The organism is Streptomyces sp. BBFR2, assembly GCF_044497305.1.
Classification (GTDB): Bacteria; Actinomycetota; Actinomycetes; order Streptomycetales; family Streptomycetaceae; genus Streptomyces.
Genome location: NZ_CP172415.1, coordinates 4869900 through 4890207 on the forward strand (window position 1 = coordinate 4869900; position 20308 = coordinate 4890207).

13 protein-coding genes are annotated in these 20308 nt (G+C 73.6%); all 13 read right to left on the reverse strand.

The window, feature by feature from the left end:
* Window positions 1–130: 130 nt before the first annotated feature.
* Window positions 131–844, reverse strand: a complete 714-nt coding sequence (locus ACGH2B_RS19790; protein ID WP_399091301.1) for a hypothetical protein — start codon at window positions 842–844, stop codon at window positions 131–133.
* The gene (locus tag ACGH2B_RS19795; RefSeq protein ID WP_399097143.1) at window positions 841–8220 is read right to left on the reverse strand and encodes a toxin glutamine deamidase domain-containing protein; all 7380 of its coding nucleotides are present in this window, start codon (window positions 8218–8220) and stop codon (window positions 841–843) included. Before ACGH2B_RS19795 ends, ACGH2B_RS19790 begins: the two co-directional genes overlap by 4 nt.
* 181 nt (window positions 8221–8401) lie before the next feature.
* Window positions 8402–8908: a hypothetical protein gene (locus ACGH2B_RS19800; protein ID WP_399091304.1), complete on the reverse strand. Its 507-nt coding sequence runs from the start codon at window positions 8906–8908 to the stop codon at window positions 8402–8404.
* Between the two features lie 146 nt (window positions 8909–9054).
* A complete protein-coding gene (locus ACGH2B_RS19805) occupies window positions 9055–9429 on the reverse strand; it encodes a hypothetical protein (RefSeq protein ID WP_399091307.1) in 375 nt (124 codons plus the stop codon).
* Window positions 9430–9576: 147 nt separating this feature from the next.
* The gene (locus ACGH2B_RS19810; RefSeq protein WP_399091310.1) at window positions 9577–10521 is read right to left on the reverse strand and encodes a TauD/TfdA dioxygenase family protein; all 945 of its coding nucleotides are present in this window, start codon (window positions 10519–10521) and stop codon (window positions 9577–9579) included.
* A 169-nt stretch (window positions 10522–10690) separates the two neighbouring features.
* Complete coding sequence (locus ACGH2B_RS19815) at window positions 10691–10822, reverse strand: hypothetical protein (RefSeq protein WP_399091313.1); 132 nt, start codon at window positions 10820–10822, stop codon at window positions 10691–10693.
* A 207-nt stretch (window positions 10823–11029) separates the two neighbouring features.
* Window positions 11030–11866 carry a carbohydrate ABC transporter permease gene (locus ACGH2B_RS19820; RefSeq protein WP_399091316.1) on the reverse strand — a complete coding sequence of 279 codons (837 nt, stop codon included), beginning with the start codon at window positions 11864–11866 and terminating at the stop codon, window positions 11030–11032.
* Between the two features lie 6 nt (window positions 11867–11872).
* Entirely contained in the window at window positions 11873–12751 is an 879-nt protein-coding gene (locus ACGH2B_RS19825) for a carbohydrate ABC transporter permease (protein WP_399097146.1), read from the reverse strand.
* Between the two features lie 107 nt (window positions 12752–12858).
* Window positions 12859–14127, reverse strand: coding sequence for an ABC transporter substrate-binding protein (locus ACGH2B_RS19830; protein ID WP_399091319.1), 1269 nt, complete (start codon window positions 14125–14127; stop codon window positions 12859–12861).
* A 297-nt stretch (window positions 14128–14424) separates the two neighbouring features.
* A complete protein-coding gene (locus tag ACGH2B_RS19835) occupies window positions 14425–15243 on the reverse strand; it encodes a putative protein N(5)-glutamine methyltransferase (protein ID WP_399091322.1) in 819 nt (272 codons plus the stop codon).
* A gap of 235 nt (window positions 15244–15478) precedes the next feature.
* Window positions 15479–16432 (reverse strand): oxidoreductase, encoded by a 954-nt coding sequence (locus tag ACGH2B_RS19840; protein WP_399091325.1) that lies wholly within the window; start codon window positions 16430–16432, stop codon window positions 15479–15481.
* Window positions 16433–17008: 576 nt separating this feature from the next.
* Complete coding sequence (gene nirD, locus ACGH2B_RS19845) at window positions 17009–17332, reverse strand: nitrite reductase small subunit NirD (RefSeq protein ID WP_399097149.1); 324 nt, start codon at window positions 17330–17332, stop codon at window positions 17009–17011.
* Between the two features lie 155 nt (window positions 17333–17487).
* Window positions 17488–20130 carry a nitrite reductase large subunit NirB gene (gene nirB / locus ACGH2B_RS19850; RefSeq protein WP_399091328.1) on the reverse strand — a complete coding sequence of 881 codons (2643 nt, stop codon included), beginning with the start codon at window positions 20128–20130 and terminating at the stop codon, window positions 17488–17490.
* Between the last annotated feature and the right edge of the window lie 178 nt (window positions 20131–20308).

Genomic DNA, 20308 nt, shown 5'->3' on the forward strand with positions numbered 1-20308 from the left:
CCCACTCCTGATTGCGTAGGTATTCGCCCTGGTGGACAGAAGCCTTTGCGTTTCGCTGTGCGCAGGTGTGTGGGCGGGAGCCGGAGAGCTCACGTACGGAAAAGTCAGGAGGGAGGGGAATCAGCGGGAATCAGGATTGCTGCCATCCTTCCGCGAGCAAGCCCTCGACGGCACGGTCCACGTCGGGACGCCCCGGGCCTCCGGGAGCCCAGAGGGACCAGTAGGTGGTGATGTCCAACGCGACTTCACCCTGATCTCGGTGGATCCGGTATTCGAACGGCGCGTGGACGACGGACGCTCCGATCGGACCGTAGATCCAGGGTGCCCCGTCAATGGTTTTCACGGGGTGCACCACATGCCCCCGCGCCACTTCCAGGTTGACGGAGTCCTCGCCCTCCGGAAGGAAGCCGTCGGGCAGGCGGGCCATCGTGGTGCTGAAACTGATCTCCTGCCATCCGACGCCGAGGTCGGCTGCGTCGGACGGGTCTTCGGTGAGGAGGCTCTTGACGAAATCGAGTGCTACGGGTCCGTTGATTTCCTGGACGGTGGTGACGGATGCGTTCCGCCCCACCGGGTCCACCGTGAGACGTTCCGGAAGGTCGCCGCACCGCAGCATCCCGAACTCCTGTCGGCGTGACGGCGATGCGAGGGGGAGGTCGAATTCGTTGTCCCAGTAAGAGGTTTCCACCTCCATGGCGAGCGGGACGCATAGCTCCTGTGAGAACTGGAAGATGCCGGCGAGCGCCAGTTTGGCCACACCGATGTGGTCTTCGCCCAGCTCCTCGGCGTCGCATTCCAGGCGAATGGAGGAACCCGGGAAGTCGATAATTCTTGCCTGCGTCATCGGATGCGCTCCCACTTGACCCCGTCGTGCATGTATTCCGCCAGTACGCCGATATCCGGATCCGAGCAGATGATGCGGTCCAGCTTTTCGGCTCCGGGTGTCTTCTCCAGATTGGCGAGGATATCGTCGAAAAGGTTCCTCTCGCCGATGAGGGTGCCGTCCGGCCTGCGGAGCGTGACACTTCCATCGGGGAGCCGCTCGGTCGTCAACCCCTTTTTCGAGCGCACCTCGGCCTTTACCTTGAGGTAGATGCTGACATCTCGCGGCCGCGGAAGCGGGACGCCCTGCGCCTCACGCTTGTTGATTTTAACAAAACCGTGCGCTACCGCGTTTCTGATGTCGCCCGGCTTGGTGATCTCATTTTCCACCGTCGTTACTTCTACGCGGCGTGTGATGGGGCCGTCAGGCTCTGCGAGTCCGAGGTCGAATTCGGCCATGGCCTCATTCGAATCCGTGGTGGGCGCGTTCAACTCCAGCGCGGTGTGGAGTACATGGTCCGGATTCTCCTCCAGAAGCCTTCGCGCCTCGCGCATTTCGTTGAGGGTCTGCTCGAACTCCGCGTCGGCCTTCTTGGAGTGGAACTGGAGCCATGAATCCAGGTCGACGACGCGGTCCGCGGTGGGGCCGAGCAGGGCTTCGGCCTGGTTGCGGCGCTCTTCCAGGGACGACCGGCCGTCGTCCGGGTCGGGCGTGCTGCCCGGTTCCTCGGGTGCCGGGTGGTCGTCGTCCGAGGTGTGGTCGTCCTGTGAGTGTTCCTGAGCCGATTCCGCCTCGGGCGCGGGCCGATGGTTGTCGTCCGTCGGCTGCGTGTTCTTGAGGGGGTCCTGGTGGCTGTCCGGGTTCTGCCCGTGGGCGTTCTCGGGGGACGGCTGGCCGTCCGGGGTGGCGAGGGGCGGCTTGCCGTATGGCATCGGGTTCTGATCGTGGCGCAGCGCGTCGGCGAGGTACTGCGAGACGTGCGTGCCACGGCCGTCCGGTGCCTTCTCGCGGGCGTCCGCCGCACCGGAGAGGGGCGGCTCGGTTGCGGGGGTGTTCTCGTTCCCGGTGTCCGTCTCGGTGGCCTTGTCCGGCTGGTTGCCGGTCTCGGCGTCGGCGCTGGTCTCCGCCTCATCGGATGCCTCGTGGGCCGAGTCCGGCTCGGCCGCCTTGTCGGGGCCCTGCTCGTTCGCCTGGTCAGTGGCCTTTTCGGCGGCGGTCTGTTCGTCCGTGACCTTCTGGTCAGCGGCTTTCTCGTCAGCGGTCTTCTCGTCCGTGACCTTCTGGTCGGAGCTCTTCTGGTCCGCGGTCTCCTGGTCCGCCGCCTCCTGGCTCGCGTCCTTCTCTTCCGGACTCTTCTCTTCCGGGCTCTTCTGGTCCGTGGCCTTCTTGTCCGCGTCGGCTTCCGGCTTGTTGACGGCGTGGTCGGCGTGGAGGGGTTGGCGGTCGGGGCCCAGGGGGATGTGCCAGACGTTTTCGGCCTGGGGGATGTGCAGCGGTTCGTGGCTGACCTGGCCGGACTGGGTGTCGATCCAGATGATCTTGCCGTGGTGGTTGACCGCGTTGAAGGCGTGGCCGCCCCCGTTGTTGGGCCAACTGACCTGCACGATCGCGGCCGAGCCGTGTCCGGCCTGCCGGAGTTCGTCGGCGATCCGCTTCGCCGTGTCGGAGTTGCCGCCGGGGCCGGCGTAGGAGTGCGTGGCGCCGCTCCAGCGGATCTGGTTCTCGTTGGCGTTGCTCTCGGGGGACCACCTGTCCGGCTTGCCGTTGGCGTCGGTGTCGGGCGTCCGGGCGGCGGAGACCTGCGGGTTGCCGTACCAACTCTCCAGGAAGGAACGGGAGCAGTCGGCACAGTTGTTGCTGCGGCCGGGAACCGTGTGGCCGCCGTCGTTCTGCAACTGCCCATAGGGCCCGAAGGGGTCGGCGAACCGCTGGGGTGTGCCGTCCTCGTTGCGCGGTATGGCGGCTTCCAGCCGCTGCTGGTCGCTCGGGTCGGGCGGCAACAGACCACCGGGGTGGTGGTCCAGATCGTTGCGGATCGCTTCGAGGCTGTCCGGGTTCTCGGTGTCTTCTGCGGTCTCGGGGGCCTCCGCGGCTTCCGTATTCTCCGGGTTCTCCGAGTCGGTCGCCTCGGGCTCCTGCGTCGCTTCGGAGTCCGGCTCCGCCTCCGTGTCCTGCTCCGTGTCGTGCTCGGGCTGGGGGGCGGAGTCCGGCTTCGTTCCGTGCTCGGGCTGGGCGTCGGAGTCCGGCTTCGCCTCGGGCCCGGGGGCGTTCTCGGGCTTCGGCTGCGTCTCGGGGCCGGGTTGGGCGTCGGACTCGGAGTCAGGGGCCGGCTCGGCCTTGTCCTGCTGGTGGTCGGACTGGTCGGGCTGGTCGGACTGGTGGTCGTCCTTCTGGTCCGGCTGACCGGTTTCCGGGTCCGCCGGTTCGTTCTGCTCGACCGGGTGGTCGGGCTGGTGCGAGGTCTCCTCGGCCGGCTGCTGGGCCTGGTCGGTGTCGTGGTCCGGCAGCCCGGTCTGCGGTTCCGTCGTCTCGGGCTGGTGCGGCGCCTGCTGTTCCGGCTGGTGCTCGGGCTGCTCGGCCTCCGGCTCGGCCTGGTGCTCCGGCTTCTCCGCCCCGTGCTGCGGCTGCTGCTCGGTGGGGGAATCGGACTGCGGGGACGGACCCTGCTGCTGCGGCGACGCCTCGTCCGCCGGGGGCTGCTGGTGGGGCACCTGCGGCGGGGCGGGGTGCTGCTGCGGCCCCTGCTGCGTCTGCTGCTGAGGCGTCTGCTGCGGAGAGGGCTGGGGTTTCTGCTGCGAGGCGTGGGCGTTCTGGGGTTGTTGCTGTTGCTGCGGGGGAGTCTGCGGCGACGGCTGTTGCGGGACCGGTGCCTGCTGCTGCGGCTGCTGGACGTACGGGTTCTGCTGCTGGACCTGCGGGGCCGGCTGCTGCTGGTACGGGCCGGGCTGCTGCGGCTGCGCGTAGGGCGACGGCTGCTGCGGGTTCGGCTGCGGCTGCTGCGCGTACGGGCCCGGCTGCTGTTGCTGCTGGTACGGGTTCGGCTGGGCCTGTTGCTGGGGGCCGGGCTGCGGCTGCTGGGCGTACGGGCCCGGCTGCTGTTGCTGCTGGTACGGGTTCGGCTGGGCCTGTTGCTGGGGGCCGGGCTGCGGCTGCTGGTACGGCCCCGGCTGCTGGGCGTACGGGCCTGGCTGCTGGTACGGGCCCGGTTGCTGCGCGTACGGACCGGGCTGTTGCTGCTGCGGGTGCGGCTGGGGCTGCTGCGCGTACGGGCCCGGCTGCTGGGCATACGGCGTCTGCTGGTTCTGCGCGTAGGGGCCCGGCTGCTGTTGCTGCGGGGTCGGCTGCTGCGCGTAGGGCGACGGCTGCTGCGGGTTCGGCTGGTTCGGGCCGGGCTGCTGCGGCTGCGCGTACGGCGACGGCTGCTGGGGGCCGGGCTGGGGCTGCTGGGCGTACGGGCCCGGCTGGGCCTGCTGTTGCTGCGGGCCGGGCTGCGGTTGCGGCTGCTGGGCGTACGGCCCCGGCTGTTGCGCGTACGGCCCCGGCTGCTGGGAATACGGGTTCGGCTGCTGCGGGCCGGGCTGCGGCTGCGGGTTGTACGGGCCGGGGGCCTGCTGCTGCGGGGCAGGCTGGGCGTACGGGCCCGGCTGCTGTTGTGCGTACGGGCCGGGCTGCTGCTGGACGTACGGCGACGGCTGCTGGTACGGCCCCGGCTGCTGGGCGTAGGGGCCGGGTTGCTGCTGCGGGCCGGGCTGGGGCTGTTGTGCGTACGGGCCCGGTTGCTGCTGTGCGTAGGGGCCGGGCTGTTGCTGTGGGCCGGGGGTCTGGTGTTGCTGGGGCTGGGGGTTTTGCTGGGCCGCGGCGGGGTCGAAGGGGCGGCGGTTGGCGTCGAGGGTGAGGTGCCAGACACCGTCGGCGCCGGTGTTGATGGGCTGCTGGCTGATCTCGCCGGTCTGGCTGTCGACCCAGACGACCCGGCCGTTGTGGTTGACCGCGTTGAAGACGTGCGCGCCACCGCCGCTGCCGTCGGGGGCCTTGGGCCAGGTCACCAGCACCGCGGAGGCGGCGCCGTGGCCGGCCTGCCGGAGTTCGTCGGCGATCCGGGCGTAGCCGTCCTTGGCGTTCTGCCCGGAGTTGCGGAACGTCGTGCCGGCCCACTGCTGGATGTTGGCGGTGCCGTCGCGCTCACCGGAGGCGCGGTCGATGCCGCCGTGGCCGTCCGGGTCGTAGGTGCGGACCGCGGAGACCTGCGGATTGCCGTACCAGGACTCCATGAACGAACGGGTGCAGTCGGCGCAGTTGTTGGAGCGGCCGAGGACGTTGACGCCGCCGTCGTTCTGGAGCTGTGCCCAGGGCTGGAACGGGTCGTTGAACGGCCGCGGCGAACCGTCCGGATTGCGCGGGAAGCTCGCCTCCAGCGCCTGCTGGTCGTGCGGATACGGCGCGTACAGGCCGTTCGGCTGGGTGTTGAGGCCGATGCGTACGTCGGTGTGGCTGCGCAGGTTCGGGGGCTGCGGCACCGGCTGCTGGTGCGGCGGTTGGTGCGGCGGCTGGCCGTGGCCCTGGTCGGGCCCCTGGTGGTGCGGCTGCTGCGGCTGGTGGTGCGGCGGCTGCTGAGGGGCGTGCTGCGGTGGTTGGTGCTGCGGGGTGTACGGCCCCTGCTGGTGGGGCTGTTGCGGGTGAGGGACGTTGCCGTGCGGGGCCGGGCTGCCCGCGGAGTGGAGCCCCGGGGCGGTCGGGGGCGTGTCCGGGGCGCCGTCCCGGGGACGGTCCGTACGGCCGGGCCGGGTGGCGGCGGCCGGGGAGTCGGGCGCGGGCGCGTCCGGCCGGGTAGCGGCGTCGGGGCGGGTGCCGGGGCGGTCGCCGGGGGGACGGTTGCCCTCCGGCGCGGGGGAGGCCGGGCGGCCGTCCCCGGGGGCGGTGCCGGGGCGGTCGCTCTGGGGGGTGTCGCCGGGCCGGTCGCCCCGGGGCGGCGTGGTGCCGGGGCGGTCGCCGTCCGGGCGCGTGGGCGAGTCGGGGGTGCGGGAGGTGGTGGCTTCCGGGGTGCGGTGGGTCTCGTCCCGGCGCGGGGCGTCGGGGCGCGCGTCGTCGGTGCGGGGCCGGGACTCGCCGTCGCGGGCGGGTCCGTCGAGCCGCGGGTTGTGCGGCGGGGCCTGCGGGGACGGCTGCCGGGTGGAGTCCTGGACCACCTGGGAACCGTCGGGCCTGCGCTGGTCACCGGGGGGCGTGGCGGCGTCCGGCCGCGGGCCGTCGAGGCGGGGGTTGTACGGCCGGGACGTCTCCTCCCGGCGGGGCCCGTCGAGGCGGGGGTTGTAGGCGGGACGGTCGGCGGTCGGCCGCTGGGACGCGTCGTGGATCGCCTGGGAGCCGTCGGCGCGGCGGTCGCCGGGACGGTTCGGGGTGCTCGGGGAGGCACCGGAGGGCGGGGTGCCGCCACGGGGCGGGGCGGTGCTCGGCCCGCCCTGGGACGGGACGCCGCCCTGGGGCGGCATGGCGCCCATCATGACCGGGCCACCGGACTGCGGGGCCGCGGACTGCGGCGACTGCTGCTGGGGCGCCGACGGTGCGGGCCCCGCGGTGTCGGGCGCCTGCTGGGTGGGCGGCGGCAGGGTCGCCGAACCGGCGGACTGGGTGGTGACGGTGGTGTCGTCCGGGTCGTGCAGGGTCGGCATCGGGTTGCCGGGGGCCGGGTCGCGCTGCTGCACCGGGGGCGCCGACGAGGCGTGGTGCACCGGGGCGCCCTGGGGCGGCGCGCCCATGTGCGGCACGGACGGACGGCCACCGGATCCCGCGCCGTTGCCGGAGTCGCCGGAGGAGTCGGGGCTCCCGGACGGACCGCCGTCCGCCACGGGCGGGTTGCCGCCCAGATGCTCGGGGGCGGGCGAGGGCGGCGCGGGCGACGGCTCGGGCCGCACCGCCTCCGGGGTGGTGTCGTGCGCGGGCTGGGTGCTGATGGGCTCGGGGCCGGTGTCGGGGCGTACCGCGTTGTCGTGGGCCGGCTGCGTGCTGATCGGGTCCGGACCGGGACCCGGGGCGGGGCGCCCGGCGTCCGGGGCGGTGTCGTGCGCGGGCTGGGTGCTGATGGGCTCGGGGCCGGTGTCGGGGCGTACCGCGTTGTCGTGGGCCGGCTGCGTGCTGATGGCCTCCGGGCCGGGCCCCGGGGCGGTGTCGTGCGCCGGCTGGGTGCTGACCGGGTCCGGGCCGGTCGGGCCGTACGGGCTGTCGTTGCCGCCCTGGTAGCCGTCGTCGAACGGGGAGCGCTGGTCCGGGGGCGGCAGCGGCTGGGCGGGCGGGAGGTTGTGCGCCGGGGCCGTGGCGGGGGAGTCGGACGAGGCGGGGTCGGAGCCTGTGTCGCCCGGGGTGTTCCGGTCGCCGCCCACGGTGTCCGACGCGCGCGGGGAGTGCGTGGCGGGCCCGTCGCCCGGCGCGCCGCGGTCGGCCGGGCCGTCGCCGGTGTCGCCGCGGTCGCCTCCGCCGGGTCCGTCGCCTCCGGGGCCGTCACCGCCGTCCGTACGGGAGCCGGGGCCGTCGTCGCCGCCGGTGCGGGAACCGGGACCGTCGCCGCCGCCGGCTCCGTCGCCCCCGTTGGCTCCGTCGCCCCCGCGGTCGCCGGAGCCGTCGGCGCCGTGCTCGCCGGAGCCGCCGTCACCGCCGCCGTCGCCGTGGCCGGCGGCGGAGTCCAGACCGCCGCGGGCGCGGTGACCGGCCCGGCCGGCGGCGCCGTCGCGGAGGCTCTCGCCGAGTGTCTCGCCGGTGTTCTCCAGGGCGTCCTTGCCCGCCGCGTACCCCTCCTTCGCGGTGCGGCTGAGGTTGTAGCCGTCCTGCGCGCCGAAGTTCTGGTTGACGGTCTGGGCGATGAGGTCGGAGGCCATCGCCTCCAGCGCCGAGATGACCGGCTCCTTGGCCGCCTCCAGGATGGCGTCGAGGAGCTGCTTGGCGACCTCCTTGAGGATGCGGCGGACCACCTCGCGGGTGGCCAGCGTCGCCGCCGCGCCACCGATCTCCGACAGGCCGAGCGTGAACGGCGCCGCCGCCTGCGCCGCGATGATCTCCGCCGCCAGGATCGCCAACTGGACGATGACGGCCACCTTCATGCCGATGACCAGCATGGCCGCGGCTTCCAGCGTGAAGGCGATCACCTCGGCCGCCTGCGCGGCGTCGTCGAGGTATCCGGAGCCGCCGGAGAACTTCTCCCACTCCTTCCGGAAGCCCTCGACGCCGTCGCCGGAGTTCTCCGACAGGACGTTCACGGCGTACGACGCGCCCTGGGACGCGTGGCCCTGGACCTCCGACGCGAAGGTGCGCCACACCTGGGCGCACTCCATGAGCTTGTCCTCATCCGCGTGCGGCCAGTTGAAGCCGAGCATGTCCAGGATCCACTCCAGCGGATCCGGCAGCATGACAGACAAGATGAAGCTCCCCCGTGAGATGACGCCGCGTGGCGGGTGGGCGGAAGGCGGGCGGCGGCCTGCCGTCCGGTGGGTGCCCGCGGTGCGGCGCCGGGCCGGTCGGGGACCGGGAGACCGGGCCCCGGCGGCCGATACGGCTGCCGGACGCGGGCGGAAGGCGGAAAGGGCCAGGTCAGACGGGCTTTATGCTGCTGGAGGAGGCCGTCGGGTCCTGCCAGCCCTGCTTGTTGGTGACCTGCTGCTTGATGAGCGTCTCGTTGAAGTCTTCGTTCTCGGCATGGTTCTTGGACATCTCCGCCAGCGCCTTTCCGATCTTCTGGAACTGCGCGGACAGGTGGCCCATCGACTCGTACATGCCGTCCCGGACGCCTTCGTAGACGACGCCGAACTTCTCGCCGATGTCGTCATCGCCCCACGGCGGCGCACCGGCCATGCTGTCGAACGTCGTCAGACCGCCGACGAACTGCTGCCCGAACGACTTCTCCGGCTCGGCGCCGCCGCCCGGCTTCGCGGTCGCGGGCGGCCCGGCGCCCAGTGCGCTGAGACCGTCCATCAGCCGCGTGACCGACGCGGAGAAGTCCTCGCCGAGCTGGCTGAAGTTCTCACCCTGGGCCTTCAGACCCTCGGTATTGACTTGAAAGCTGTTTGATCCGGCCACGATGTCCCCCGACTCCGTCATGGTTCCCCCATGACACTTTCAAGCCGGAGTGTAGCCAGGGGCACTGACAACCGAACAGGTGATAAGAGCCACGCGCTGTTCCGGCGGTGGCGTGCGGGCGCGACGGCGGGCGGTGCGTACCGCCGTCACGCCCGGCGCGCGGGACGTCAGCCGGGCTGGTTGCCGCGGAGACGGCGGTAGAGCTTGACGGCGTCCGCCGGCGGGAAGTTCGGCAGGAAGGTCAGCTCGCCGTCGTCCTTGGCGATGACGACGTGGGTGCCGCCGGGGCTCGGCGGCGGGGCGCTCGGATCGTCCGGGAGCGGCCAGCCCGCGTGGATGAGGTAGCCCTCGTCGAATTCGTGGACGAACAGCCCGGAGGGGCCGCCGGGCGAACCGACCGGCGGGAAGTGCGCCCGCCCGATCTCCAGCGCCTCGTCCGCGCTGTGCGGCACCGGGCCGCCCGTGGTCCGCGCCTGCGGCGGAGGCGGGGGCGGCGGCGGAGGCAGGGCGGAACCGCCGACCGGTGTGCCGGGGTCAGTCATGGATGCTCCTCGTTCGGTGCGCTGCTGATGAGGACGGTCAAGGTAACCCACGCGTCCGGAGGCCGATCGGTTTCGCGGGACCGCCCCGGGCGTACGTGATCTCCACCGCGCCGGGCCGCCACGCCCCGCGCCGGACGCCGTCCGGGCTCAGTACGGCCGGTCGCCCGCGATGGCGACGCGTTCGGCGACGCGGCGGTGCGGGGCGTAGTCGGCGACGGCGTAGTGCTGGGTGGCGCGGTTGTCCCAGAAGGCGATGTCGCCGGGGCGCCACCGGAACCGCACCTGGAACTCCGGCACGTGGGCCTGCTGGAAGAGCAGCCGCAGGACGCGGTCGCTCTCCTCCTCGGTGAAACCGGTGATGCGGGTGGTGAAGGAGGTGTTGACGAAGAGCATCCGGCGGCCGGTCTCGGGGTGGCGGCGCACCACCGGGTGCTCCACCGGCGGGAATGTCTCCTGGAACGGGGCGAGTTGCTCGGGGGAGTAGAAGCGGGCGAAGCCAGGGAGGTAGTCATGGACGGCGCGGGCGCCCTCGATACGTTCCTTGATCTCCGCGGGGAGGTTGTCGTACGCGGCGGCCATATCGGCCCACATCGTGTCGCCGCCCATCGGAGGGACCTCGCGCAGTTGCAGCACCGCGCCCATGGCGGGGCGGGCGCGGAAGGTGACGTCGGTGTGCCAGACGTTCTCGAACGTCGGGGTGGTCCCGGCCGCCTTGTCGAAGCGGACCACGTCCTCGCCGGCGCCCCGCGGCAGCAGTGGATTGGTCTCCAGCTCGCCCCAGTGGGCGGCGAACGCGCGCTGGTCGGCGCTGGTCAGATGCTGGTCGCGGAAGAACAGCACCTTCCATTCGAGCAGCGCCCGGTTCAGCTCGTCGCGCAGCGCGGGCGTCAGCGGGCGGGACAGGTCCAGCCCGTGGATCTCGGCGCCGATCGTGCGGGCCAGCGGATGGACGCCGAAGAGTTCATAGGGCCGTTCCTGCCGGCCGTCGGGGGTGCGGCGCAGCACACGGGCGCCCTCGTACAGTCCGTCGGCGGGGACGCGGTGCGGGCGCAGTGCGGGGGTGGTGCGGGCGGAATCGGCGATGACCGTCAACGGGGCCTCCTGGGAGCGGGAGCGGTTACGGCGAGGTGGTACGGGTGGGCGCGGTGCGCGGGGGGATGCGGGCGGCGCGGGGTGGAGGGTCCGGAGCCGTCGGGGAGGCGGCGGACCGAGGGCGCTGCCTGCGCGAAGCCCGGGCCCGACCGGCGTACGGGGGCCGGAATCAGGCCGTACAGAGGGTGTCGGGGGGCGAGCCCACCCGGCCGCGGCGGCGCAGGAAGCTCAGGCCGCGGGGTGCGCAGCCGCCGTGGACACCGCGGGGGCGCGGCTCACGGGCGATCGGCTGCGTGCACATGCCAGGCACCGTACCCCATCCGCCCCGGGGCGACGCGGGACGTCCGGGGCCGGTCCGCCACCGTGGCGCGGGCCGGGACACGGCGCGCCCCCGGGTGCGGGCGGCCGGGAGGCGGCGCGTCCGGTGGCGGCAGGCGGCCCGCCCCGGGGCGGTTGATGCGTATCCGCCCCGGGGGACGGCGGATGCGTATCCGCCCCGGGCGGGCCCTCAGTCGTCGATCCCCGACCGTTCCACCCCGGCGACGATGTACCGCTGGAGGAGGAGGAAGACGACGACCAGCGGGGCGATGGAGACGCCGGCGGCGACGAAGAGTTCGTGGAGGTTGATGCTCTGGGCGGTGGTGAAGGTCGACAGCGCCACCTGGACCGTCCACGCCTCCTGGTCCTGGCCGATGACCAGCGGCCACAGGAAGGCGTTCCAGGCGCCGATGAAGACGATGGTGGAGACGGCGGCGAACACCGGGCGGGAGTTGGGGACGACGATGCGCCAGTACGTCCGCCAGTATCCGAGGCCGTCGACCCGCGCCGCGTCCTCCAGCTCCCGGGGGAAGCCGAGGAAGTACTGCCGGAAGATGAAGCAGGCGAACGCGCTGAACAGCGTGGGGATCACCAGACCGCGCAGCGTGGAGATCCAGCCCAGCGACGAGACCAGCACGAAGCTCGGGACGAAGGTGACCGCCGCCGGGACCATCAGCGTGCCGAGGATCGCGTAGAAGACGGCGTCGGCGCCGCGGTACGGGATGCGGGCCAGCCCGTATCCGGCGAGGGAGGCCAGCAGAACGGTGCCGAGCGTGGTGGAGACGGCGATCAGGGTGGAGTTCAGGAGCGCGCGGCCCAGTGGGAGGTTCGGGTCGTCGAAGACCTCGGTGAGGTTGGACCACTGCACATGGCGCGGGAAGAACGTCCAGTCCGGGGCGGTGATGTCCGCCTCGGTGGCCAGGCCGTTGCGGACCAGCAGGTAGAAGGGGATGAGGAAGAGCAGCGCCAGGGCGCACAGCAGCGCCACCCGCAGCGCGCGGCCCACCCGGATCCAGGCGTGGTGCATCGGCGGTCAGTCCTCCTTGCGGCCGAGGCCGAGCCAGCGGGCCTGGAGGACCGTCGCCACCGCGATGATCAGTGCGAGGATCACCGCGCCCGCGCTGCCCAGCCCGAGGTTCTGCTCCCGGCCGAGTGCCGTGTAGTAGAGGTAGACCAGCGGCGGCCGGGCGTACGGCGGATAGCCGCGGGCGTCGCTGAGCAGGTTGTAGAACTCGTCGAACGCCTGGAACGCGTTGATCACCAGCAGCAGTACCACCGCCACGGACGTGGCGCGTAGCTGCGGGAAGGTGATGTGACGGAACGTCTGCCAGCCGGGGCGCGCGCCGTCCACCGCCGCCGCCTCGTAGAGCTGCGGGGAGATCCGCTGGAGCCCGGCGAGGAAGAGGATCATGTAGAAGCCGGCCTGGAGCCAGAGCCGGACGGTCACGATGACCAGCCAGTACCAGGGCGGATCGGTCGTCGACAGCCACGCCGTCTGGTCCGCGCCGAACCAGTCCAGCACGGTGTTGGCGAGGCCGAAGCGCACCCCGTTGAAGAGCGACAGCTTCCAGATCAGCGCCGCCACCACGTAACTGCACGCCGTCGGAAGGAAGAACACCGACCGGAAGAACGCCTGGGCGACGCGGAGCCGGTTGACCATCACGGCGAGCGCCAGTGACAGCGCGTACGTCGCCGGGACGATGAAGAGGGTGAAGAGCGCGAAGGTGCCCAGGCTGGAGAGGAACGCGCCGTCCGTCAGCATCGACGCGTAGTTGCCGAGCCCCACGAAGTCGGTCGGGGTGACGGTGTTGTGCGCGTCGAAGAAGCTGAGATAGACGCTCCACGCCAGCGGGACGTACGTGAAGAGCGCCAGGCCCAGTGCGAACGGGCCGACGAAGATCCAGAACCACAGGGAGCGGCGCTGCGGGCCGAAGAACGTCGCCCGGGGCGTGCGCCGTTGGCGCTCCGCGGCGCCGCGCGCCCCCTGTCCGCCCGGGGGCGCCTCCGCCGTCCGCGCGGTCACCGCTTCCTGACCCGGGCCAGTTCGGCGCCGACCTGGCGGACGACGGTGCGCAGTTCGTTCTCCGGGGCGGCACCGTCCTTGATGATGCGGCTCAGCGCGTCCTGGTAGGCGGTGTGCGACGCCGTCGTCCAGCGCAGCGGTTCGGCGTGGCCGTGGTCGGTGGCGTACCGCACCGCGTCGGCGGCGGCGCCGGTCCGCAGCCGCGCCGCCTTCTTCGCCAGCGATGTCCGGGCCGGGATGTGGAAGCCGTACGACAGGGCGAAGTCCTGCTGGAGGTCGGTGCGTTCGATCCACAGCCAGGAGGCGAACGCCTTGGCCTCCGCCTTACGGGGGCTGCGCGCGCTGACCGCCGAGGCGTAGGCGCCCACCGGGACGGCCGGTGCGCCGTGCGGGCCGTCCGCCGGGAAGGGCAGGACGCCGAAGTCGTCGCCGAAGGTCTGCTGGATCTGCGGCAGCGCCCACAGGCCCGACCACTGCATCGCGGTCAGCTCCTGGAGGAACGCGGCCGGGTCGGACCAGTCGGTGGGGGCGCCGAGCAGCAGTGACTTGTCGGCGTACAGGCGGCGGATCTTGCCGAGGGTGCGGGCGGCCGCCGGGTCGTCGAAGCCGACCTTGCCGTCGTCGGTGACCAGGCTCAGCCCGGCGGCGAAGAGCGGGGTGCCGCCGAGGACGCCCGCGCCGCCGTCGTTCCCGAGGAACAGCCCCTTGGTCTTCTTCGTCGTCAGCTTCCGCGCGGCGTCGACCAGCGCGTCCAGGGTGCGCGGCGGTTCGAGACCGGCGTCCTTCAGCAGGCTCTTGCGGTAGTAGAGCAACTGGGTGTCGATGGTCTGCGGGATGCCCCAGACGCGGTCCTGCCAGATCTTGGGGGCCAGCACCGCCTGGTTGAAGTCGTCCTTGACCGGCTCGATCTCGGCGGTCAGGTCGACGATCTGACCGCCGCGGATCTGGTCCAGCGTCGGGCCGTTGGCCTCGAAGACGTCGGGGCCGGAGTCGGTCAGCAGCGCCGCGGCGGTCTGCCGGTCGTAGTCGCCGGGCCGCCACTGGACGGTGACCCGCCCCTTCTTGTACGACGCGGCGTACCGGCGGACGGCCCGCTCGACGCCCGCCTCGCCGTACTGGTGGTACCACTGGCTGATCCCCGGGCCCGAACCGCCGCCGCCCCGGCCGGTGTTGGAGCCGCAGGCGGCCAGTGCGCCGGTGAGCGCGAGCCCGCCGGCGGCGGCCAGCACCCCTCTCCTGCCGATGCCTGTGCCGGTGCCCGTCATGGCCTCGCCCCCTGCGTCCGCTGCCCGTTGCCTGCCGACGGTGATCGGCGATCACCGCGTGGTGCCCGACCACTGTGCCGTACGTGTGTGACCACCGCATGGCAACTGGACGAATCCGCACGGTGAGCGGCGGGGTGGCGGACGGGGCGGGGCGCTCCGGGGGGCGCGGTGGGGTGCGCCGCGCGCCCTGACGCGCCCCTGGGGCGGAGGGCGCGGCCCCCGGGCGGGCCGGTGCCGGTGCTCCCGGGGCGCGTCCGTGTCAGGGCTCACCGGGGGCACCGGTCTTCCCCGGGGGCGTCAGGCGCCGTTCGCCGGCCGGGTGCCGATGACGACCGTCGCGGACCGTTCCGGGCAGTGCTCCGTGCGGGCGCGCAGACCGTTGCCGGTCAGGGCGTGGAGGGCGGCCGGTACCTGCCGTTCGCCGGTCTCGCTCAGCAGGCTGCCGCCGGGCGCGAGCCAGTGCCGGGCCTCCGCGGCGACCCGGCGCAGCACGTCGAGGCCGTCGGCGCCGCCGTCCAGCGCCTCCCGCGGTTCGTGGTCCCGCGCCTCCGGCGGCAGCAGCCCGACCTCCTGGGTCGGTACGTACGGGACGTTGGCCAGCAGGACGCCGATCCGGCCGCGCAGCTCCGGGGGGAGCGCGGTGAAGAGGTCGCCCCGGTGGACGCGGCCGCCCACCGGGGCGGTGTTGGCGCGGGCGCAGTCCACCGCCACCGGGTCGATGTCGGCGGCGTGCAGTTCGACCGGCCCGGCGCAGGCGGCCAGCGCCGCGCCCAGCGCCCCGGAGCCGCAGCACAGGTCGACGACGACCGCGCCGGGCCGGGTGAGCCGGGCGGCCCGGTGGACGAGGAATTCGCTGCGCCGCCGGGGGACGAAGACGCCCGGCCCGACGCGCATCCGGAGGCCGCAGAACCCGGCCCAGCCCAGGACGTGTTCGAGCGGCAGGCCGGCCATGCGGCGGTGTGCCATGGCGGCGAGTTCGGCGGATGTGCGGGCGGTGGCGCGGAGCAGTTCCGCCTCGTCCTCGGCGAAGACGCAGCCGGCGGCGCGCAGGCGGGCGACGAGGCCGGGGAAGGACGGCGGCGGGGTGGCGGGGGACGCGGGTACGGCGTCGGGCATGAGGGCCTTTCGGGGGAGCCGAAAAGGGCGCTCTCCGGTCACCTCTGCCTGGTGAACCGCGCGGTGTCGGGGTGAGAGCACCCACCGGATACAGCGGTGATGGGTCCCACCTCCTCGTCTCGTCCACCGGAATGCGCCGTCACTCTACCCCGGGGGCGCGCGCCGGGCACCCGCGCGCCGGTCGGCGCCCGGGGCAGACCGGCCGTCGGCCCAGGGGTGGCGCGCGGGCCGCGGCTCAGGCCGGTTTCCGGGGGCCCTGGGCCGTGAAGCCGTAGCGCACGCCGGTGAGTTCCTCCGACGCGGCCCAGAGGCGGGCGGCGGCTTCGCCGTCACGGGCCCAAGGGGCGCGGGGGGAGGGAGCCGGGGCGCCGCGGAGCAGACCGCGGGGGCCGACGAAGGTGTCCGGTTTCAGATGCGGCGCGGTCGCGGCGCACAGCACGGGCAGCGCGCCGCCCTCGGGGCTCTGCCCGAAGAACCGGTTGCTCAGCTCCATCAGGCGCTCCGCGGACCGGCGGCCCTCCATACGGGGCGCCGTCGTCGTCAGGTTGGTGGCGGCGTACCCGGGGTGCGCGGCGGCGGCGACGACACCGGAGCCGGCCGCCGCCAGCCGCCGCGCCAGCTCGTGGACGAAGAGGAGGTTGGCGCTCTTGGAGCGGGCGTAGGCCCGCCAGCGGCGGTACGGACGGGTGCTGTTGAGGTCGTCGGGGTCGATGCCGCCGCCGAGGGCGTGGAGGAAGCTGGAGAGGGTGACGACGCGGGCGCCCGGGGTGGCGAGCAGCCGGGGCAGCAGCAGTCCGGTGAGGGCGAAGTGGCCCAGATGGTTGATGCCGATCTGCCGCTCGAAACCGTCGGCGGTGGTGCCCCGGGGCAACGCCATCACGCCCGCGTTGTTGATGAGCAGGTCGAGACGGACGGCGTCGAAGCTGTCCAGTCCGTCGGCGAAGGCGCGGACGGAGGCGAGGTCGGCGAGGTCCAGGCGGCGGAACTCCGCCTCGGCGGCGGGCACTTCGCGCCGCAGCTCGGCGAGGGCCGCCTCACCGCGTGCCGTGTTGCGGCAGGCCAGCACCACCCGCGCGCCGCGCCGGGCGAGCTCTCGCGCGGTGGCGTAACCGATACCGCTGTTGGCGCCGGTGACGACGGCACAGCGGCCGGTCTGGTCCGGGATGTGGCTGGGGCTCCACCGGGGCACGGCGACTCCTCCGTCGGGATCCGTCGGGGACGCGCATCAGCGTACGCCGGGGGCGCGCGGGGGCCGCCCGGAAGCAGGGGAGCGGAGGCGCCCGCGCGCGCGGACGGGGCGGGAAGCACCTGTGTACGCGGCGCTTCCCGGGGCCCTGGCCTGGGGGTTTGCCCCTCTTCCCGGGGCCGCGCTTCCCCTTGGGCCGTACCTTCTCCGGGGGCTCTGCCCCCAGGTGCTCGACTTCTCTCCTGGGCGGCGGGCCTCCGGACGGACGCCTCTCGGGCGGCGGGCGCCCGAGGAAGCCTCTTGGGCGGCGGCGGGCGACCGAGGGAAGTCTCTCCCCGGAGGCGTTGAAGGCCGTACGGGTGCCCGTCCGGCCCGGCGCGCCCGGCCACCTGGGGACCGGCGGCCTTCCCGGCCCCGGCAGCCCCTCCCGTCCGGTGACCGTCCGCCCCGGGGCTCGCCCCGCGCCCGCCGCCCCCGGGGCCGCTCAGGGGGCGGCGCCGGACCCGGCGGCCCTCCCGCCCGGTGCCCGGCAGCTCCCTGGGGGCACCCCTGGACCGCCGCCCCGGGGTGTCCGCACCGCTACGCCTCCCGGACCCGTACCGGGTACACCGGCACCGTCGTCCCCGGATCGTCCAGGCAGACCCCGCTGGTGAGGTCGAAGCGCTGTTTGAGCAGCGGGGAGGCGACGTACGGGCGGCCGGCGGCGGAGCCGGTCAGGCCGCGGGAGAGGACCTGCGCGCCGGTGAACGGGTCGCGGTTGCCGATCGCGTACACCGCCCCCGTCCGGTCGCGGAAGAGCGCCGCCTGAGCGCCGTCGGGCAGCAGTGCGGCGGCCCCGCGCCCGGGGGTGAGCGCGGTGAGCGCGCAGACCGGGAACCAGCCGCCGGGGCCGCGCACCTCGATGACGGTCGCCGTCGCGCCGGGGGCGCCCGGAGAGGTCCGTACGCCGGGGGCGCGCCCCGTGGTGGCCCCGGGGGCCGCACCCGTAGCGGCTCCCGCGGTGGCTCTCGTAGCGAATCCCGTACCGGCTCTCACAGCGGTTCCTGTCTCCGTGGAGGTCATCGTGCGAAGGTCCCTTCCGGTGTGCGTACGGGCAGTTCGGGGCCGGCCAGCAGGGCGAGGTCCGGCTTGATCTGGTCGCGTTCGGGCACGAAGCGGACCGACGGGTCCGGTACGCCCGGCGCGTTGACGAAGGAGGCGAAGCGGGCCAGCCGCTCCGGGTCGGCGAGGGTGAGCGCCCACTCGTCCTCGTAGTGGGCGACATGCGTCGCCATCAGGGCCTCCAGCTCCGCGCAGAGCCCCAGGGAGTCGTGCACCACCACATCCCGTACGTGGTCGAGCCCGCCCTCGATCCGTTCCAGCCACGCCGCGGTGCGCTCCAGGCGGTCTGCGGTGCGGATGTAGAACATCAGGAACCGGTCGGTCAGCCGCACCAGTTCGGCGTCGGACAGGTCCTGCGCCAGCAGATCGGCGTGGCGGGGTGTGGCGCCGCCGTTGCCGCCCACGTAGAGGTTCCAGCCGCTCGCGGTGGCGATGACCCCGAAGTCCTTGCCGCGCGCCTCCGCGCACTCGCGGGCGCACCCGGAGACCGCCGCCTTCAGCTTGTGCGGTGCGCGCAGCCCCCGGTAGCGCAGCTCCAGCGCGATCGCCATCCGCGCGGAGTCCTGCACGCCGTAGCGGCACCAGGTCTGCCCCACGCAGGACTTCACCGTCCGCAGCGCCTTGCCGTACGCGTGCCCGGACTCGAAACCGGCGGCCACCAGCCGCGCCCAGATCCGCGGCAACTGCTCGACGCGGGCGCCCAGCAGATCGATCCGCTGCCCGCCGGTGATCTTCGTGTAGAGCCCGAACTCGCGGGCCACCTCCCCGATGACGATCAGCTTCTCCGGGGTGATCTCGCCGCCGGGGATCCGCGGTACGACCGAGTACGAGCCGTTGCGCTGGAGGTTGGCCAGATGGTGGTCGTTGGTGTCCTGGAGCGCCGCCTGCTCGCCGTCGAGGACGTACCCGCCGGCGCCCACCGAGGGTGCCAGCGACGCCAGGACCGAGGCGACCACCGGTTTGCAGATCTCGCACCCCTCACCGCCCCGGGCCGCCTCCCGCCCGTGCGACCGCAGCAGCGCGGCGTACGAGGTCAGCCGCAGCGTCCGGACGATCTCGTACAGCTCCGCGCGGGTGTGCGGGAAGCAGTCGCACAGCCCGGGGTCGACGACGGCGCCGGACGCGGCCAGCGTGTCGTTGACGACGGCGGTGAGCGTCCGGACGCAACTGCCGCACCCGGTACCGGCCTTGGTGCACGCCTTCACCTCGGGCACGGAGGCGCAGGAGTGCGCGGTGACGGCCGCGCGGACCGTGCCGGTGGTGACGTTGTGACAACTGCACAGCACCGCGTCATCGGGCAGCGACCCCGGGCCGAGCGGCGCGGTGCCCGCCCCGGTGGGCACCACCAGCTCCTCGGGCGCCACCGGGGGCACCGTCCCGGTCAGCGGCCGCAGCATGCCGTACGCCTCGGCGTCACCGACCAGCACCCCGCCCAGCAGCGTCCCGTCCGCGCCCACCACCAGCTTCTTGTAGATCCCGGCGCGGGCGTCCGCGTAGACGATGTCGAGGCTGCCGTCCGTGGCGCCGTGCGCGTCGCCGAACGACGCCACGTCCACCCCGAGCAGCTTCAGCTTGGTGGACAGGTCCGCCCCGGTGAACGCCGGTGCGTCCGGCCCGGCGATCGCCGCCGCGGCGGTGCGGGCCATCTCGTACCCGGGGGCCACCAGGCCGTACACCCGGCCGTCGGCGGCCTGTGCGCACTCGCCGATCGCGTAGACCGCCGGATCGGCGGTGCGGCACCGGGTGTCGACGGTGATCCCGCCGCGCTCCCCGACGGGCAGCCCGCACTCGCGCGCCAACTGGTCACGCGGCCGTACGCCCGCCGAGAACACCACGAGGTCCGCCGGGATCCGGGCGCCGTCCGACAGTTCCAGCGCGGTGACCGCACCGGACGCGTCGGTGACGATCTCCCGCCCGGCGACCCCGGTGTGCACCCGCAGGCCCTGCCCTTCGACCGTACGGCGCAGCGCCCGCCCGCCGCCCTCGTCCACCTGGAGGGCCATCAGCCGGGGCGCGAACTCCACGATGTGGGTGCGCAGTCCGAGCCCCTTCAGCGCCCCGGCCGCCTCCAGGCCCAGCAGTCCGCCGCCGATCACCGCGCCGGTACGGGAGCGGCCCGCGTACTCCTCGATGGCGAGCAGATCGTCGAGGGTGCGGTAGACGAAGCAGCCCGCGCCGTCCCGCCCGGGGACCGGCGGCACGAACGGGTACGAGCCGGTGGCCAGCACCAACGTGTCGTAACGGACGGTACGGCCGGAGCGGGCGGTGACGGTGCGGGCCCGTCGGTCGATCGCCGTCACCGGGTCGCCCAGGCGCAGTTCGATGCCGTGCCGGGCGAGGAACTCCGGATCGCTCAGGGAGAGCTCCCCGGCACCGCGTCCGGCGAAGTACGAGCTGAGCTGGACGCGGTCGTACGCCGGGCGGGGCTCCTCGGCGAACACCACGACCCGGGTCCGCGCGGTGACACCCCGGTCGGCCAGCTCCTCCAGGAAGCGCTGGCCGACCATGCCGTGCCCGACGAGTACGAGGACGGGTCCGTGCCCCGCGCCGGGATCGGGGGGCGGTGCGGCAGAGGGGCGCGGGGCGGCTGCTGCGGCCATGTCGGGGCCTCCAACACGAGGGAGCGGGCGGCATGGCGACGGATCGCCAGGGCGCGGGAACGGGTGACGTCCAGCCTCCGCCGCCGCTGTTACTCCCGGGGAACCCCGCTGTTACCCGCGCGGAACGCCACGCTCAGCGGGCAGGTCGTGGAGGTGTGAGGGGTGTGCGGGGGCGTGG

Bases quoted from the DNA above. Each gene is read 5' to 3' on its own strand.
- ACGH2B_RS19805 (WP_399091307.1), bottom strand. From the start codon at position 9,429: ATGACTGACCCCGGCACACCGGTCGGCGGTTCCGCCCTGCCTCCGCCG.
- ACGH2B_RS19795 (WP_399097143.1), bottom strand. From the start codon at position 8,220: ATGCTGCCGGATCCGCTGGAGTGGATCCTGGACATGCTCGGCTTCAAC.
- ACGH2B_RS19835 (WP_399091322.1), bottom strand. From the start codon at position 15,243: ATGCCCGACGCCGTACCCGCGTCCCCCGCCACCCCGCCGCCGTCCTTC.
- ACGH2B_RS19800 (WP_399091304.1), bottom strand. From the start codon at position 8,908: ATGACGGAGTCGGGGGACATCGTGGCCGGATCAAACAGCTTTCAAGTC.
- nirB (WP_399091328.1), bottom strand. From the start codon at position 20,130: ATGGCCGCAGCAGCCGCCCCGCGCCCCTCTGCCGCACCGCCCCCCGAT.
- ACGH2B_RS19830 (WP_399091319.1), bottom strand. From the start codon at position 14,127: ATGACGGGCACCGGCACAGGCATCGGCAGGAGAGGGGTGCTGGCCGCC.
- ACGH2B_RS19790 (WP_399091301.1), bottom strand. From the start codon at position 844: ATGACGCAGGCAAGAATTATCGACTTCCCGGGTTCCTCCATTCGCCTG.
- ACGH2B_RS19820 (WP_399091316.1), bottom strand. From the start codon at position 11,866: ATGCACCACGCCTGGATCCGGGTGGGCCGCGCGCTGCGGGTGGCGCTG.
- ACGH2B_RS19815 (WP_399091313.1), bottom strand. From the start codon at position 10,822: ATGTGCACGCAGCCGATCGCCCGTGAGCCGCGCCCCCGCGGTGTCCAC.